Here is a 15,303-nt window from a genome sequence, read left to right on the forward strand (position 1 = left end):
GGGAGTGTTTGCTTCCAGGCACTTCCTTGCGTTATGGACCCCGGCGCGTCACGGCCGAGGGGCAGCTTGCTCGTTCCTCGGGGCAACCAAGTGACGGATGTCGGACAGAAATGTCACGGTCGAGGGCGTAGGGAGGTGGCGGCGGGAGGAAGGACGGTCCCCGAGGGGACGGATTCCTTCGGCAGGGAGGGAAAAACCCCAAGGTTTTCCGGGACATAGAAGCCCCCGGGGCTTCTCCGGAGCGGCCCTGGCCCTTCCAGCACATGGCACGTAGCTTGCTCTGTTCGCGCATCGCAGCAGGACCGCAGTGAACGTCAGTGAAAGAGGCGACACGGCAATGCCTTCCTTCGACAACCAGCGCACGCTCGGCCATTCCGTCTCCTGCCAGGGAGTGGGGCTTCACTCGGGCGCAACGGTGAACCTCACCCTTCGGCCCGCTCCGGCGCACCATGGCATCCTCTTCGTCCGCACGGACACGCCCCGGCCGGTGCTCATCCCCGCGCTGTCCGAGTACGTGGTGGACACGGCGATGGCCACCACGCTGGGCAAGGACGGGGTGAAGGTGGGCACGGTGGAGCACCTGCTCTCGGCGCTGGCCGGGCTGGGCATCGACAACGTGCGCGTGGAGCTGGATGGCCCCGAGGTGCCCGTCATGGACGGCAGCGCCGCGCACTTCGTGCAGATGGTGGCGAGCGCGGGCGTCCGCGAGCTGGAGGAGCCGCGCAGCTACCTGGTCATCAAGCGGCCCGTCACCGTGACGGAAGGGGACAAGGAGGCCACGCTGGTGCCCTCGCGCCGCTTCCGCATCACCTGCTCCATCGACTTCAAGCACCCGCTCGTCTCCAGCCAGGACTACGAGGTGGAGCTGTCCGAGCGCAGCTTCTCCGGGGAAATCTCCCGCGCCCGCACCTTTGGCTTCCTCCGGGATGTGGAGATGCTCAAGAAGCTGGGGCTGGCCCGGGGCGGCTCGCTGGAGAACGCCATCGTCGTGGACGAGGCGTCCATCCTCAACCCCGAGGGCCTGCGCTTCTCGGACGAGTTCGTGCGGCACAAGATCCTCGACGCCATCGGCGATGTGTCCCTGTTCGGGCGCCCCGTCATCGGCCACCTGAAGGTCTTCAAGACGGGCCACGCCCTCAACCACAAGCTGGTGCAGAAGGTGCTGTCGGACCCGGGTTGCTACGAATTGGTGCCGCTGCGGCGGATGGACGTGGAGCGCTCGGAGCTTCGCCTTCCGGAGTTGCCGGGGGGACTGGAGCTGGAGCCGCTGCTCGCTTAGCCAAGTTTCTTTTGCGAGGCCCGGACTCCTCGATTAAGACCCCGGGCCCATGTCCCAGCGTCCCTTCCGTCTTGTCCTGTCCGCCCTCATTGCGGCCTCTGTCCTCTCCGGCTGCAACAAGCAGACGTCGCCGGCCACCTCCGCCCCCACGGCCTCCGCGGGCCAGTGTGAGCCCGCCTCCGACGCGGTCGTCGCGACCTACAAGTTGGACGGCGCCGAGCAGAAGGTGACGTACGGGGAGCTGACCTCGCGCATCGGTCCTCCCATGGCGGACCTCGAGAAGCGCAAGCAGGACCTCATCAAGCGCGGCCTCGATGGCTACATCATCGAGAAGCTCGTTCAGTCCGAGGCCAAGAAGCGCGGCCTGGAGAACGAGGACGCGCTCATCAAGGCCGAGGTGGAGTCGAAGGTCGCCACGCCCTCCGACGCGGAGATCCAGAAGATCTACGACCAGGCGAAGGCCGGCGGCCAGCTGCCCCCGGAAGTCACCCTGGAGCAGGTGAAGCCGGAGATCGTCAAGATGCTGAGCGAGCAGGCCAAGCGCGAGCACGCCCAGGCCCTGTTCACCCAGCTGAAGGACAAGGCCGAGGTGCAGATCAACCTGCCCGAGAAGCGCGCGGAAGTGGCCGCCACCGGCCCCTCCAAGGGCCCGGACAACGCCCCCATCACCATCGTGGAGTTCAGCGACTTCCAGTGCCCGTTCTGCAGCAAGGCCAACCAGAACGTGGACGAGGTGCTGAAGGCTTATGAGGGCAAGGTGAAGCTGGTCTTCCGCCACTTCCCGCTGAGCTTCCACGCCGAGGCGCCCAAGGCCGCCGAGGCCTCCGCCTGCGCCCAGGACCAGAACAAGTTCTGGGAGTTCCACGACAAGCTCTTCGCCAGCCAGCAGAACCTCAAGGTGGAGGACCTGAAGAAGTACGCCACCGAGCTGGGCCTGGACTCCGCCCGCTTCAACGAGTGCCTGGACTCGAACAAGAAGGCCGAGCTCGTCAAGAAGGACATGGCCGATGGCGAGAAGGTGGGGGTCACCGGCACCCCAGCCTTCTTCATCAACGGCATCGCCCTGTCGGGCGCGGTGCCGGCCTCCGAGTTCAAGACCATCATCGACGCGGAGTTGAAGAAGAAGAAGTAGAGTGGCGCCGTGGTACCTCCACGACCCAAGGCCACTCCTCGCATCACCGGTGAAGCGGTTGCTCTGGATCTCGAGCGGCCGCTCGCCGCGGGCTTGTCCCCGCTGCGCCCCTTGTCGGCGCACTTCCATGCGCCGGAGGGGATGATCCTCCTCCGGGAGCCGCCGGATCTCATCGGCTACTTCGCCGGGAATCTGGGCTCGCTGTTCATGGAGGACGTGTTCTCCCACGTCCTGTCCGGCATCCGCAGCGGCCAGCTCATCATCCAGCAGGGCGCGCTGCGCCGCACGGTGTCGTTCCGGGACGGGCAGGTCGTCTTCGCCACGTCCACCGAGCGCTACGAGCGCCTGGGGGCCGTCATCGTCCAGCTGGGGCTCATCACCTCCGAGCAGCTCCTGCACGCCGTCAGCCTGGTGACACCCTCGCGGCGGCTGGGCCAGGTGCTCGTCACCGAGGGGATGGTCTCCGAGTCGAACCTCTACAACGCCATGACGTTCCTGGTGCGCGAGGTGGTGCTCAACCTCTTCGAGATGATGGAGGGCAACTTCCTCTTCCTGGAGACGCAGCCGCCCGTCTCGGACGTCGTGAAGCTGCCCGAGCGCACGAGGGATCTCGTCATCCAGGGCATCAAGCGGGGCGAGGCCACCAACCGCATGCGCCGCCTGTACCCGGAGGACACCCGGGTGGTGGCAGGCCCCCGGGCCGTTCCCCCGGGAGAAGAGGCGCTGTTCGCCCGGGCCCGCCAAGGCGTCACGCTGAAGGAGCTTCGCCCCGCGTACGAAGGCAGCATCCATGCCTTCCTGAGCTGGGTGGAGGAGCGGCTGGGCACCGGGGAGCTGGTGATTGAGCCCTTGCCGGAGGCCGCCGCCGCCACGGGCTCCTTCGATTGGGGCCCTTCCCCAGAGACGCTCGGTCCCGAGGACCGCTACAACCTGCTGCTCTCGCTGGTCTACCGCGCGCTCCAGGAGGTGGGGCGCGATGTGAACATGCTCAGCAGCTTCCTCGATTCGCCTCCCGCCGGGCTGGAAGATGCCTATGCGGGGGTGACGCTGGACGAGGATGGGCGGGTGGACGTGGCGCTCATCCGCAACAACGTGGCCTCCGGAGACGAGGCGCTCTCGCGCGCGTTGACGCTGGAGGCGCTCGATGCGTTCGTCTCCTATGCGCTCTTCACCGCGCAGAACGCGCTGCCGCCCGACATCGCGGGCCAGCTCTCCCTCACCTACCGGGCCCTCCAGGAGGGATTGACGTGATGGACGGTTCCGCCGCCCGCGAGCGGCTTGCGCTCGCCGTGGACATGCCCTTGGAGCAGGGGCTCGCCCTCTATTCGAGCGTGGCGCCCTTCATGGGCTACGCCAAGGTGGGGCTCTCGCTGTTCGTCGAGCACGGGCCCGCGGCGGTGACCGCCTTCCAGAAACTGGGCGGCCGGGTGTTCCTCGACCTGAAGCTGCACGACATTCCCAACACCGTGGAGCTGGCGGCCGCACGCGCCGGGGCCCTGGGGGTGGCGCTGCTCACGGTTCACGCCGCGGGTGGCGAGGCGATGGTGAAGGCCGCCGTGAAGGGGGCGCGCGAGGGGGCTCAGCGCCAGGGCCACCCCCCGCCCCGGGTGCTCGCGGTGACGGTGCTGACCTCCCTGTCCGCTGCGGATGTGACGGACATCGGCTTCTCCAGCGCCCCCGAGGCAGCGGCCCAGCGGCTGGCGCAACTGGCGGTCCGCGCCGGGGTGGACGGGCTCGTGTGCTCACCCCGGGAAGCCGAGGGGCTTCGGCGCTTGCTTGGCCCCTCGCCCTTTCTCTGCACCCCGGGCATCCGCCCCGCGGGCGCGGAGCGGGGAGACCAGGCCCGTGCGGAGACGCCGGCCTTCGCGGTGCGCGCGGGGGCGGACCTGCTCGTCGTGGGCCGGCCGGTCCACACCGCCCCGGATCCGGTGGCCGCCGCGCGTGCCCTCGCCCTGGAAGTTTCATCCGGCTGACACCTGCTCCGCTTCGAGCCCGGGGGCCCCTGGCGGCCCTTCTGGTGCATGGCCAACTTCGCCCTCAGGGCATTCTGGCGGGGAGTGGGGACATGGGGCGGATGGGGTGGCTGGGGTGTGCGGTGTGGGTGCTGTGCACGGCGTGCGGGGCTTCGAAGCCCGCGATCCGGGAGCCTGCTGAGCAGAGCGTTGCCCCGGCGGAGTCCACCGCCCCGGCGCGCCGCTATGTGGATGCGCAGCTGGGCTTCGAGATCGTCCGGCCCGCCGCGGAGTGGCAGCTCGACGAGTCCACCCCGCAGGAGTCCTCCGATGGCGCCGCGGTTCCCGTCATCCTCCGGCACCGGATGACCGGGGCCCAGGTGGTGCTCCAGGTGGCCCCCGCCGTGGGCTCCCCCACTCAAATTGCCGAGCAGCTGAACCGGGGCCTGAGCGAGCAGCCAGACTTCGTGTCTTCGGAATTGGAGCCGCTCCCGCTGTCCGACAGCGCGGTGGGCTTCGACTTTCAGGTGGGGCAGGGCGTGCACGGCCGCGTCGCGGTGACGGAGGGCAGCCCGGGCCACCTCTTCATGCTGCTGGCCACGTGGCCCGCGAAGGCTTGCGATGACTGCGAGCGCAGCGTGGAGGACCTCTTCGGCGCCGTCCGGCCGTTGCCCAGTCAGGGCTGACCGCCGGACGCCCGGTGAGGGGAGGAACCCCTCACCGGCAAGCGGGCTCAGGCGCGCGGGGCCTTGCCCTTGGCGGGCTTGGCGCCCTTGGCGGGCTTGACCGGCGCGGCGGCCTCTTCCTCCGGGTGGGCGGCCACCTCGGCGGTGCGCTGCCGCACGTACTCCACGAGCGAGCGCACACCCACGCCCGTGGCGCCCTTGTTGAAGTAGCCGCGCTCCTTGGGGCTCTGCGACGGGCCGGCGATGTCCAGGTGCACCCACGGCGTGGCGCCCACGAACTCGCGCAGGAACAGGGCCGCGTTGATGGCGCCGCCCCAGCGCTCGCCCGAGTTCTTCATGTCCGCCACCTCGGAGCGCAGCGCGTCCTTCTGGAGATCCGTGACGGGCATCCGCCAGAACTCCTCGCCCGCCGCGCGCGCCGCCTCCAGCACCGCGGCCACCGTGGCGTCGTGCTCACCGAACGCGCCCACGATGTAGTTGCCCAGGGCCACCACGCAGGCGCCCGTCAGGGTGGCCAGATCGATGACCGCCGAGGGCTTGTGCTCGCAGGCCCAGGTGAGGATGTCGCCCAGCACGAGCCGCCCCTCGGCGTCCGTGTTGGTGATCTCCACCGTCTTGCCCAGGCGCGAGGTGAGGATGTCGCCCGGACGGTACGCGTTGCCCGAGGGCATGTTCTCGCACGCGCCGATGAAGGCGTGCACGGGGAAGGGGGGCTTGAGCGCGCCAATCACCTTCATGGCGCCCAGCACCGCCGCCGAGCCGGCCATGTCCGTCTTCATGTCGATCATCGAGTCCGAGGGCTTGAGCGACAGGCCTCCGGAGTCGAACGTGATGGCCTTGCCCACCAGCGCCAGGGGCGCCCGCTTGGCGTCCTTGGGGTTCTTGGGCGTATAGACGACGTGGATGAGCCGGGGCTCGTTGATGCTGCCCCGGGCCACGGCCAGGAACATGCCCATGTCCAGGCGCTCGATGTCGCGCTGGCCCCCGATGGTGGCCTTGAGGCCGGACTCCTTGGCGGCCTCCTGGGCGGCCTGCGCGAGGCGCTCGGGGTTCACCACGTTGGGCGGCTCGTTGACCAGGTCCCTCGCCCAGTTGGTGGCCTCGGCCACGCGCCGGCCCAGCTCCAGCGCCTGCTCCAGCGCGGGGGACTTCTGCACCCCCTCCGGCAGCACGAGCCGCACGGTGGTGGCCCGGGGCGAGGCCTTCTCCTCCTTGGCGGTGCTCTTGTAGTGGTCGAACCGGTAGGCGCCGAGCAGCAGCCCCTCGACGATGGCCCGCACGGCCTCCTCGGGCTGTTCGGTGCCGGGCAGGGTGAAGGTGAGGTCGGCCAGCTTGAGCTTCTGGGCGGCCTTGGCGGCGCGGCCCGCGGCCAGGCGCAGCACCTCGGGGGTGAACTTCGCGCGCGAGCCCAGGCCCAGCAGCAGCACGCGATCGGCGGCGAGCCGGCCCAGCGTGTGAATGGACACGCTTTGATCCGCCTTGGCCTTGAAGCCTTCCTGGGCGGCGGCGGCTCTCAGCTTGCCCTCCAGGGCCTTCTCGGCGGAGGCCATCGCGGAGGGCGGGGTGTCTCCAAGGTCGCCGTCGAACAGGGGGATGACGAGCAGGGCGCCGCCGGCCCGCACGGCGTCGCCGGAGGCGAAGCTGAAGTTCATGATGGGGATGGGCTCCAGAGGAGGGGGAAGAAAGCGGCGCGGACTGTACCGCCGCCCCTGTCACACGCAAAGCGCCGGATTCATTCGGCCATTGCAATGATGCGCCGCGCTGGGTAGCAGTGGCCCGGCATGCCCACGATGTTGTTGCACCTGACAGCCATCGAGCGGCTCGCCGCCCAGCCGGGCGACCTGCCCGCGGACATTGCCCGGGCCCTGTCCGAGGACCTGCCGTACGCGCGCTTCGGCGCCGCGCTTCCCGCGCTTCCGCTGTACGAGGGGCTCCGGGGCGGCATGTCCGCGCTGCTGCCGGCGCAGGACCTCTCGGCCTTCGCGCGGCTCTACCATGAGCATGCGCCGGTGGGGCTGGGGCTGAAGATGGCGGAGTTGGTGGCCACGGGGGCGCTGGTGGGTACCGAGCCGGGCCTGGCGCTGCTGGCGGGCTACTTCCTGCACCTGTGCCTGGACCGGCGGCTTCACGGCGAGGTGGAGCGGATGGTGGTGGCCCACCGCCGCCGGGGGGTGCGCGCGCTGGAGGCGCACCAGCAGATAGAATGGGTTCAGACGCTGTTCTACCTCCGGGAGCTGGACGGCAAGGAGCCCCTGGGCACCGCCGCCCTGCGGGAGCGGTTCCAGGTCATCAAGCGTTCGGGGTTCCCCTACCGGGGCATCGGGCGCGGCATCTACGAGCTGGTGCGGCTGGCCACGCAGGAGCGTGCCGGACAGGCACCCACCAAGGCGCAGGTGGATGGGTGGGTCCGGGGGCTCTACCTGAAGGGGCTCGTCCTCTCCAGCCCGCTGGGCCGTCTGCGCGGGCTGCCCGCGTACTCGCAGCTGAGCTTCCACGAGCTGTACCGGCATGATGGCTTCGACTTCTTCGCCGAGGTGGAAGGGTCGCTGGAGCAGGCCCGGGGCGTGCTGCGGCGCCTGTTGGTCTACATGGCCCGGGGCACCTTCACCCCGCGCACGCGTGCCCGCTTCCTGGACGAGTTTCCCGAAGGCGTCATCGGCGCGTGCGTCGCTTGATCCAGGGCTTGCGGAGCCGGGTACTCAACGCTCACCTTGTCTGACAGGGTGAGTTGCCCACGAGAGGGAAGCGGCCGTCCAGGCGAGCCCGGAGCGCGGGGGGGAATGGCGCTATCCGAAGCCAGGACCGGCCCCTATTCTCAGTGGCGAGATGACGGTTCTACTGCTCATTGCCGCGGGGATGGTGGCGGGTCTGGCGGGCTCACTGCTCGGGGTGGGCGGCGGGGTGGTGCTGGTGCCGCTGCTGGTGCTGGGCTTCAAGCTGCCGGTGGAAGAGGCGGTGCCGGCAAGCCTCATGTGTGTGGTGGCCGGCTCGTGTGCGGCAGCGGCCAGCTACGTGGACAAGCGCCTGAGTGACATCCGCCTGGGGCTGACCCTGGAGCTGGCCACGGTGATGGGCGCCATCATCGGCGGGCTGGTGGCGGTCTACATCGCCCCGGCGATGGTGGCGGTGGTGTTCGGCCTGTTCGCCCTCTACGTCGGCCTTCAGATTCTGCTGGTTCGCTCCCCGAAGGGGGAGGCGGTGCAGGAGCGCTACACGCCGGAGAACTACCCCCTGGGCGTCTCGGGCTCGTTCGTGGCGGGCGGGCTGTCGGCCTTGCTGGGCGTGGGCGGGGGGCCGCTCAAGGTGCCGCTGATGAGCTACGGCATGGGCGTGCCCTTCAAGGTGGCCAGCGCCACCAGCAGCCTGATGATTGGCGTGACGGGGGCCGCGAGCGTGGCCTCCTACGCCTGGCGCGGGCACCTCAAGCTGGCGCTCGTGTCTCCCTTGATTGTCGGCGTGCTGGCGGGCGCCCATTGCGGCAGCCGGCTGATGCCATACGTCTCCACCACGGTGCTCAAGAGGCTGTTCGCGGGGCTGCTGCTGGTGGTGGCGGTGCAGATGTTGTGGAAGGGAGGCGCGGGATTGTGGCCGAGCATCTTGAAGTGAGGGAGGCGGCGGTACCGGTGGCACCGCCGCAGGGGGAAGGTACGGCGCTGGATGGCTCGGAGCCGCTTCGCGCACCCGTGGCGGTGCCAGCCGCCCGGGCCCAGAAGCGGATCGGGCGAGCCGCCGCCGGAGAGCGGTGGATCGTCCGGATTCTCCAGGGTGGGGCGCTGATCAGCGGGGGGATGTTCCTCGCGTCGCTCGTCCTGGAGGTGTTGCCGCAATCCCAGGATGTGGCCGTCTCCATTGACACGCTGCGCAAGGGCGCGGCGTCACTGCTGCTGATGACGCCGGTGGCCCGGCTGGCGGTGGCCGGCACCATGCTGGGGCTGCGCGGGGAGTGGCGCTACGCGCTCTACGCCGTGGGCATCCTGGGGATGCTGGCGTTCGCGGTGAGCTCGGGCATGCACGCCTGAGTCACACCCCGCGCGCGGTGAAGTGCGCCAGCACGTTGCGCACCTTGGCGGCCTCGTCCGCGCGGCCCTGCTCCTCGTAGAGGGGCAGCACCGCCTCGAACTGGGCCCGCGCCGCCGGCCAGTCCTGCTGGTGGTAGCACGCCAGGGCCAGGTCCCACCGCGCCCGGGCTTCGAAGGTGTGCTCGTGCAACTGCCCGTACAGCGACACCGCCTGGAGCAGGTGAGGGCGCGCCGCCTCGTGGTTGCCGAGCAGCCCCTCCGACTCGCCGAGCAGCAGCTGGCAGAGCGCCAGCGGCTCGGGGTCCTCGCCCTTCTCCAGCAGCGAGAGGGCCTCCAGGAAGCGCTCCCGGGCCCGCTTGTAGTCCCCGGCCTCCATGCGGATGTCGCCGATGTCCAGCAGCAGCGCGGCCACGCGCTGGGTGTTCCGGTGCTGGCGGAAGAGGATCAGCGCCTCCTGGTACTTCTCCTCGGCACCGTCCGTGTGCCCGAGCGCGCGCAGGGACTCACCGACGCAGGCCCGGCAGAGCGCCTCGCCCTCCTGGTCCTTCAGCTCGTTGTAGAGGGCCGCGGCCTGCGCCAGGCGCTCGATGGCGCCCGGGTGGTCCTCGAAGTTCGCCCGCACGATGCCCAGCCCGTAGAGCGCCTGGGCCTGGCCCGCCTTGTTGCCCGCAGTCTTGAAGAAGCCAAGCGCCTCTTCGTAGCTCTGCCGGCTGCCGGCATGGTCCTCGAGCATGCCGTGAAGCTCGGCGAGCTGGATCAGCCCGTTGCCGACTTCCGTGGGGCTGCCGGTGAAGCGCAGGGCCGCGAGCGCGTCGCGCTGCGTCTGGAGGGCTTTCTGAATGTGGGCGCGTTCGCTGTCCGTCAGGCTCATCGTGAGGGGGCTCTTATACCGGCCCGGAGAGGGTGTCAGCCCTCGCCGTCCTTGTTCCGGCGCCGCGGCGCCTTGTCCAGGGGCTCTCCCCGCTCGCCCTTGCCGCCCTCGTGGACGAGCAGGGGCGAGAAGAAGCAGTCCTTCTTGGTGTATTCGTCAAAAGCGAAGGCGAAGCGGTAGCTGGCCGCGGAGCGCTGGTTGCAATCGGTCCGCTCGCAGAAGCGGCAGGTGATGCCGCTGGCCACCGCGTCCTTGCGCAAGTCATTGGTCGGCAGCCCGTAGGCCAGGTACTTGGCGTTCTCCGCGTGGGTGCCCAGGCCGATGGAGTAGGCGGTGCCCTTGACGATGGAGCCCTCGATGGGCTGGAGCTGCACCTTGGCGAAGCAGAAGTAGGTGGCCCCATCCGGCATCATCGAGTACTGGCGCGTGAGCTGGCCGGGGTTGAGGAAGGCCAGGTGCACGGCCCACTTGCCGCACGAGCCGCCGCCCGTGGCGAACTTGAGCCCCGTGCCGCTGTAGCGCTTGGAGATGTTGCCGGCGATGTCCGCGCGCAGGAAGTGGAAGGGGATGCCCGTGCGCTTCGGGTCCGAGAGGTTGCAGAAGCGGTGGGCCACCGTCTCGTAGGTGGTGCCGAAGATGTTGGACAAGAGCTCCACGTCGTAGCGCGTGCGCTCCACTTCCTTGAAGAAGTCCCCGTAAGGCAGCATCAGCGCGCCGGCGAAGTAGTTGGACAGGTTCACCTTGATGAGCCGCTGCGTCTCGGCGTGGCGGGTGCGGCCATGCCCCACGATGCGCTCCACCAGCTTCTCCCGGTCCATCAGCAGCAGGCCGAGGCTGGTGGCCACCTGGAACTTCAGCGGTTGCTCGGTGAGGTCCGGCGAGAGCGTGAGCGTCTGCTCCTCCAGGTCCAACCGGCGCACCACGGACGAGCCGCTGGGCGCATGCTCGAACTGCACCCGGAACCCAAAGCGCTCCTCCAGCAAGCGGATGAGCTGGGCGCTGGTGAGCAGCCGCTCCAACTGGAAGTCCCGGCGCATCGCCTCCGCCTGCTCCTCCAGCTCCGGGAAGTAGTTGCGGTGGGACTCCAGGAAGTCGCTCACCTCGTCGAAGGGCGAGTAGTCGAAGCGCAGCCCGGGGCCGGTGCCGCCGGTCTGGCCCGTCTGGGCGCGCGTCCGCTCCTCGGCGGACAGCTGCGTCAGCACGTTCTCCAGCTGGGTGCGCGTGTTCTTGTAGAGGTTGAAGAGGGCGGCCACGGTGCCCGCGAGCTTTGGCTCCGCCGACAGGCTCTGGAGGGACTCGGAGTCGATGTCCAGGCTCTTCAGGAGCGGCTCGTCCAGGAGCTTCGCCAGGGCCTCGTCCACGCGGCCTTCGCCCAGCGTGGACATGAACTGCTCGGGGTCCTGATCGAAGTAGCGCAGTGCCTTCCACAGCAGCGGGAAGGGCATCACCCGCTTGCCCTTCTCGATGAGGTTCAGGTACGCGGGGGAGACCCCCAGGTCCTTCGCGGCATCCGTCTGCTTGATGTTGCGTGCGAGCCGCAAGCCCCGCAGTTTGAGGCCCACGTTCGCGTTGAGTGCGTTCTCGTTCATTCCCTGGTCCACACAGAGGCCTCCCCTGGCCGGGGCCTTCTGCTCTCTGGAACTTTGCAAACCGATTTACCGATTTGCAACCAGCGTTTCAGGAGGCGTTCCCCCATGTTGAAGGACCAACGAACGGCTCCGCCCAAGCAGTCCCCGCGCTGAAGAAAATGCAATCGTTTCCGGAGCTTGTGACGCAGGGTGGCGGGCAAGAGCCAGGGGGGCGCCGAACCTTTTCATGACGTTGTCAAACTTTTACTAACACGGTGTGCCATGAAAAAGAGGGGAGGCAGGCACTTTTTTACAGGAGGGGGGCCGGGGCTCCTGGCGCTTCTGCTGGGGCTGTCTGCCTGCCAGACGGTGAAGCCCGTGGCCCCTCCGGGGCCGCAGGAGGCCCCCAGGGCCTTGCGGTACCACGTGGCCTATGTGCGCGAGTCCGGGCACGCCCTGGACGTGGAGGTGGTGCTCGATCAGGACGGAGCGCAGGAGTTTCTGTTTACCGAGCCGGGTGGGGTGAAGACCGTCTGGGCATTCTCCGGGGGAGAGGGGCCCGCGGTGGGGTTGCCCGTCTCCGGAGGCCGGGTGCGGCTGCCCGCGGGAACGCGCTCGCTGCGCTACCGCTACCCCTTGGATGAGATCATCCGCGAGCGGGGGCCGGGCTTCTTCACCGGAATGGGGCAGGGGGAGGCCCGGCACCTGGCAGGGAGGGCCTGGCTGCTGCGCCCCTGGGGGGCCTCGCCGTCCCGGCGGGTGGAGCTCTCGCTGACCGGGGCGGAGGCCCTGCTGCCCTGGGTGCCGGATGCGGCAGGGCACTACCGGTTGACCGCCGAGGACCTGGTGGACTCGGGCTTTCACAGCTTCGGGGGAAGACGGTGCCAGGCCCGGCTGCCGGGGATGGTGCTGGACGTGGCCCTCGTCGCGCCGATGCGCCACCTGGAGGAGGCGGCGGTCTGCGGCTGGCTGGAGCGGACCGCGGGGCAGCTGCTCACCGTGCGGCGGGCGTTTCCCTTCCCACGGGTGGCCCTGCACGTCGTCCCGGTGGAGGGCTCCAGCCGTCCCAGCCTCTTCGGCATGCTGATGTGGAGCGCTCCACCGAGCATCTCCCTGCTGGTGGGACAGGAGGCACGCCTGGACGCGCTGGAAGGGGATTGGGCCGCGCTCCATGAGCTGCTGCACCTGACCCACCCCGCCTTCCAGCCGCGCACGGCGTGGATCTCCGAAGGGCTGGCCACCTACTTCACGGAGCTGGCCCGGGCGCGCTCGGGACGGCTGACGCCCGTGCAGGCCTGGACGCGGCTGCTGGAGGGCTTCGAGCGAGGAAAGGCGCAGGCCGCGGGGCGGACGCTGGAGGAGATGATTCAAGAGGACGCACCTCCGGGGATTTATTGGGTGGGCGCGTACCTCTCCCTGATGCTCGACGTGGAGCTGCGGCGAGCCACCCAGCACCAGCGGGGGTTGGAGGACGTGCTGGAGCACCTGGCCCGGGAGGGACCCACCTCGACGCCAGCGGCCTATGGCGCGGCCGTGGACGCCGTGGCGGGGAAACCCGTCTTCGACGAAGTGCGGGCCCGGCACCTGCGTGAACCTGCTTTTGCCGGGTTGGGGGGTTTGCTAGAAGCGTTGGGGGTGACGCCCACGCCGGGCGGCATCCGGTTGCATCCCGCCCGGGAGAGCCTGTTGCGTGAAACTCTGGAAAGCCGGAGTGTCAGCAGCTTCCCCGCAGTGGCAGCGGATGAACGGCGGTATGCCACTGTCCCCCCGTCCTCGCAGTCCATTCCACGCAGTCTCGAAAGGAAGCATCCATGAACGTCAAGGCTCTGGCCGCGGTTGTTGGCACCCTCTCTCTCAGCGCGCTGGCCACCGGTTGTGCGTCCTCCAAGTCCGCGGAGGCCGCCCCTGCCTCCGGCGATACCTCGGCCCCGTCTCCCGGCAGCCAGGCGGCTGCTCCCGAGCAGGGAGCCGCGGGCGACACCATGGCGGCCCCCTCCGCCCCGAAGGGCCAGGAGGGCACGTGTGGTGAGGGGAAGTGCGGCGAGGGGAAGTGTGGCGAGGGGAAGTGCGGCGGCAAGAAGGAGTAACCGCCCGCCTCACGCCGCATGCGCAGGACCCCTTGGCGGGAAGAGGCCTTCTCGCCAAGGGTGTTGTCCCCTTCCGAGGAGCCTCCGGTGTCCCACGGCTACGCCCACAGGCATGGATTGAAGTTCCTCGGCGCGGGGATCGGGCTGCGGCGCGGGTTCTACGAGACGTTGCCGCTCACGGAGCGCGCGCTCGACTGGGTGGAGATCGTCCCCGAGAACTTTCTGACCCTGGGCGGACGCTCTCAACAGGCCTTGGACGCCTGTGCCGAGCGCTGGCCGCTGCTCCCCCACGGGGTGGGGCTGAACATCGGCGGGCCGGATCCGCTGGACGACGGCTACATCACCCGCCTGGCAGCGCTGACGCGGCGGCTGGAGTCGCCCTTCTTCTCGGATCACCTCTGCTATTCGCGCCTGGGCGGGGTGTACTTGCATGATCTGCTGCCGCTGCCCTTCAACGAGGAGGCGGTGGAGCACGTGGTTCCCCGGGTCCGCGAGGTGATGGACCGGGTGGGCCGCCCCTTCCTGCTGGAGAACCCGAGCTATTACGCGCGCATGCCGGGAGGGACGCTGAGCGAGGCCACCTTCCTGCGCTGCGTGGCCGAAGAGGCCGACTGTGGCCTGCTGCTGGATGTGAACAACATCTATGTGAATGCCCAGAACCACGGCTACGCGCCGCGGGCGTTCGTGGACGCGCTGCCGCTGGAGCGGGTGGTGCAGATTCACCTGGCCGGGCACGAGCGCCGGCCGGACGTGCTCATCGACACCCATGGCGGCCCCGTGTGTGACGACGTGTGGTCGCTCTATCGCTACGTGCTGGAGCGCACCGGGCCCGTGTCCACGCTCATCGAGTGGGACCAGGACATCCCCTCGCTGGAGGCGGTGCTGGACGAGGCGGACGGGGCCCGGAAACTCCTGAAGGAGGCCGTGCGATGAAGCCTGGCTTGCGGCACTTCTTCGACTCGATGACGGACTTCCTGGCGGCCCCTTCCGGGCTGGAGCGCCTGCGGGCCTCCCACCCCGGCTGGGACGAAGCCCCCGCCCGCGTGGCGCTCTACGGCGAGTTCGTGAGCCACCACGTCCGTGCGACGCTGGCGAAGCTCTATCCATATACCCAGGCGAGCGTGGGCCCCGGGTGCTGGACCGCCTTGCTGGATGGGTTTGAGGTCCAACGGCCTGCCCGGCACTACGAGATGAACCAGCTGGGGGAGGGGTTCCCGGCCTACGTGGCGGACCAGGCCAAGGCCCTGGGGCTGAAGGCGTTCATCCCCGCGCTGGCACGCTTCGAGTGGACGGACTGGACGGTCTACGCCTCCGAGGAGCCGCTGCCGGTGCCGGTGGAGCGGCTCACGGTGAACCCCACGCTCGCGATGTTGCAGCACCCGTTCCGGCTCTGCGCCTGGGTGCGGGGCCAGTGCCAGGCCCTCGCGCCTCAGGAGGGGGAGGAGATGGCGCTGCTGTGGCGCCATCCCCAGCAGCTGACGACGTGGTTCATGCCCGCCCATGACCGGGCGCTGCTGGTGGTGAAGATGGCCCTGGAGGACCTGTCGCCCGAGGCGGTGGCGGCGGCCACGGGCGTGCCGGTGGACACCCTCCACCGGGCGGTGGCGGAGTGCGTCCGCGAGGGGTTCATCCTCAGTCCCTGAGCGGGGCTTGCTGGCCGCCCTCCGGCCCGCCGCTCAACACGGCCCACGCTTCGTGCTGGCCCTTGG

The 15,303-nt window shown here is 69.5% G+C and carries 15 protein-coding genes; 12 read left to right on the plus strand and 3 right to left on the minus strand.

What is annotated here, in order from left to right:
- Positions 1-337: 337 nt before the first annotated feature.
- From lpxC to KY661_RS13625, 5 genes are all read left to right on the plus strand, one after another.
- Complete coding sequence (gene lpxC, locus KY661_RS13605; RefSeq protein WP_225410605.1) at positions 338-1,279, plus strand: UDP-3-O-acyl-N-acetylglucosamine deacetylase; 942 nt, start codon at positions 338-340, stop codon at positions 1,277-1,279.
- Between the two features lie 49 nt (positions 1,280-1,328).
- Positions 1,329-2,411 carry a DsbA family protein gene (locus KY661_RS13610; RefSeq protein WP_075007095.1) on the plus strand — a complete coding sequence of 361 codons (1,083 nt, stop codon included), beginning with the start codon at positions 1,329-1,331 and terminating at the stop codon, positions 2,409-2,411.
- 141 nt (positions 2,412-2,552) lie between these two features.
- Positions 2,553-3,662 carry a DUF4388 domain-containing protein gene (locus KY661_RS13615; protein ID WP_225410719.1) on the plus strand — a complete coding sequence of 370 codons (1,110 nt, stop codon included), beginning with the start codon at positions 2,553-2,555 and terminating at the stop codon, positions 3,660-3,662.
- A complete protein-coding gene (gene pyrF, locus KY661_RS13620; RefSeq protein ID WP_263437009.1) occupies positions 3,662-4,384 on the plus strand; it encodes an orotidine-5'-phosphate decarboxylase in 723 nt (240 codons plus the stop codon). Before KY661_RS13615 ends, pyrF begins: the two co-directional genes overlap by 1 nt.
- 92 nt (positions 4,385-4,476) lie before the next feature.
- A complete protein-coding gene (locus KY661_RS13625; protein ID WP_225410607.1) occupies positions 4,477-5,049 on the plus strand; it encodes a hypothetical protein in 573 nt (190 codons plus the stop codon).
- Between the two features lie 47 nt (positions 5,050-5,096).
- Here the strand turns inward: KY661_RS13625 and KY661_RS13630 are convergent, their stop codons facing one another.
- On the minus strand, positions 5,097-6,701 hold the full coding sequence (locus KY661_RS13630) for a leucyl aminopeptidase (protein WP_225410608.1): 1,605 nt from the start codon (positions 6,699-6,701) through the stop codon (positions 5,097-5,099).
- Between the two features lie 129 nt (positions 6,702-6,830).
- Between KY661_RS13630 and KY661_RS13635 the strand changes: the two genes are divergently transcribed.
- The 3 genes from KY661_RS13635 (at position 6,831) to KY661_RS13645 (ending at position 9,068) form a co-directional block, all read left to right on the plus strand.
- Positions 6,831-7,724 carry a hypothetical protein gene (locus KY661_RS13635; protein ID WP_225410609.1) on the plus strand — a complete coding sequence of 298 codons (894 nt, stop codon included), beginning with the start codon at positions 6,831-6,833 and terminating at the stop codon, positions 7,722-7,724.
- A gap of 151 nt (positions 7,725-7,875) precedes the next feature.
- Positions 7,876-8,655 (plus strand): sulfite exporter TauE/SafE family protein, encoded by a 780-nt coding sequence (locus tag KY661_RS13640; RefSeq protein ID WP_075007090.1) that lies wholly within the window; start codon positions 7,876-7,878, stop codon positions 8,653-8,655.
- On the plus strand, positions 8,634-9,068 hold the full coding sequence (locus KY661_RS13645) for a hypothetical protein (protein WP_225410610.1): 435 nt from the start codon (positions 8,634-8,636) through the stop codon (positions 9,066-9,068). Before KY661_RS13640 ends, KY661_RS13645 begins: the two co-directional genes overlap by 22 nt.
- Before the next feature lies 1 nt (position 9,069).
- On the opposite strand, the gene KY661_RS13650 is transcribed toward KY661_RS13645, so the two are convergent.
- Complete coding sequence (locus KY661_RS13650; protein WP_225410611.1) at positions 9,070-9,939, minus strand: tetratricopeptide repeat protein; 870 nt, start codon at positions 9,937-9,939, stop codon at positions 9,070-9,072.
- A gap of 35 nt (positions 9,940-9,974) precedes the next feature.
- Positions 9,975-11,528: a helix-turn-helix domain-containing protein gene (locus KY661_RS13655; RefSeq protein ID WP_075007087.1), complete on the minus strand. Its 1,554-nt coding sequence runs from the start codon at positions 11,526-11,528 to the stop codon at positions 9,975-9,977.
- Positions 11,529-11,921: 393 nt separating this feature from the next.
- Here KY661_RS13655 and KY661_RS13660 point away from each other — a divergent pair, with 393 nt between their 5' ends.
- From KY661_RS13660 to KY661_RS13675, 4 genes are all read left to right on the plus strand, one after another.
- Complete coding sequence (locus KY661_RS13660) at positions 11,922-13,322, plus strand: M61 metallopeptidase family protein (protein ID WP_225410612.1); 1,401 nt, start codon at positions 11,922-11,924, stop codon at positions 13,320-13,322.
- A complete protein-coding gene (locus KY661_RS13665; protein ID WP_225410613.1) occupies positions 13,319-13,594 on the plus strand; it encodes a hypothetical protein in 276 nt (91 codons plus the stop codon). Before KY661_RS13660 ends, KY661_RS13665 begins: the two co-directional genes overlap by 4 nt.
- Before the next feature lie 87 nt (positions 13,595-13,681).
- Entirely contained in the window at positions 13,682-14,527 is an 846-nt protein-coding gene (gene bufB, locus KY661_RS13670) for an MNIO family bufferin maturase (RefSeq protein ID WP_225410614.1), read from the plus strand.
- Positions 14,524-15,237: an HvfC/BufC N-terminal domain-containing protein gene (locus KY661_RS13675; protein WP_225410615.1), complete on the plus strand. Its 714-nt coding sequence runs from the start codon at positions 14,524-14,526 to the stop codon at positions 15,235-15,237. Before bufB ends, KY661_RS13675 begins: the two co-directional genes overlap by 4 nt.
- Positions 15,238-15,303: the final 66 nt, after the last annotated feature.

Origin of the sequence: Allostigmatella hybrida (assembly GCF_020103775.1) — a bacterium.
GTDB classification, from domain to species: Bacteria; Myxococcota; Myxococcia; order Myxococcales; family Myxococcaceae; genus Hyalangium; species Hyalangium aurantiaca.

What these genes read in the sequence shown, in the direction of transcription:
- lpxC (WP_225410605.1), top strand. Translation starts at nt 338, where the DNA reads ATGCCTTCCTTCGACAACCAGCGCACGCTCGGCCATTCCGTCTCCTGC.
- KY661_RS13610 (WP_075007095.1), top strand. Translation starts at nt 1,329, where the DNA reads ATGTCCCAGCGTCCCTTCCGTCTTGTCCTGTCCGCCCTCATTGCGGCC.
- KY661_RS13615 (WP_225410719.1), top strand. Translation starts at nt 2,553, where the DNA reads ATGATCCTCCTCCGGGAGCCGCCGGATCTCATCGGCTACTTCGCCGGG.
- pyrF (WP_263437009.1), top strand. Translation starts at nt 3,662, where the DNA reads ATGGACGGTTCCGCCGCCCGCGAGCGGCTTGCGCTCGCCGTGGACATG.
- KY661_RS13625 (WP_225410607.1), top strand. Translation starts at nt 4,477, where the DNA reads ATGGGGCGGATGGGGTGGCTGGGGTGTGCGGTGTGGGTGCTGTGCACG.
- KY661_RS13630 (WP_225410608.1), bottom strand. Translation starts at nt 6,701, where the DNA reads ATGAACTTCAGCTTCGCCTCCGGCGACGCCGTGCGGGCCGGCGGCGCC.
- KY661_RS13635 (WP_225410609.1), top strand. Translation starts at nt 6,831, where the DNA reads ATGCCCACGATGTTGTTGCACCTGACAGCCATCGAGCGGCTCGCCGCC.
- KY661_RS13640 (WP_075007090.1), top strand. Translation starts at nt 7,876, where the DNA reads ATGACGGTTCTACTGCTCATTGCCGCGGGGATGGTGGCGGGTCTGGCG.
- KY661_RS13650 (WP_225410611.1), bottom strand. Translation starts at nt 9,939, where the DNA reads ATGAGCCTGACGGACAGCGAACGCGCCCACATTCAGAAAGCCCTCCAG.
- KY661_RS13655 (WP_075007087.1), bottom strand. Translation starts at nt 11,528, where the DNA reads ATGAACGAGAACGCACTCAACGCGAACGTGGGCCTCAAACTGCGGGGC.
- KY661_RS13665 (WP_225410613.1), top strand. Translation starts at nt 13,319, where the DNA reads ATGAACGTCAAGGCTCTGGCCGCGGTTGTTGGCACCCTCTCTCTCAGC.
- KY661_RS13675 (WP_225410615.1), top strand. Translation starts at nt 14,524, where the DNA reads ATGAAGCCTGGCTTGCGGCACTTCTTCGACTCGATGACGGACTTCCTG.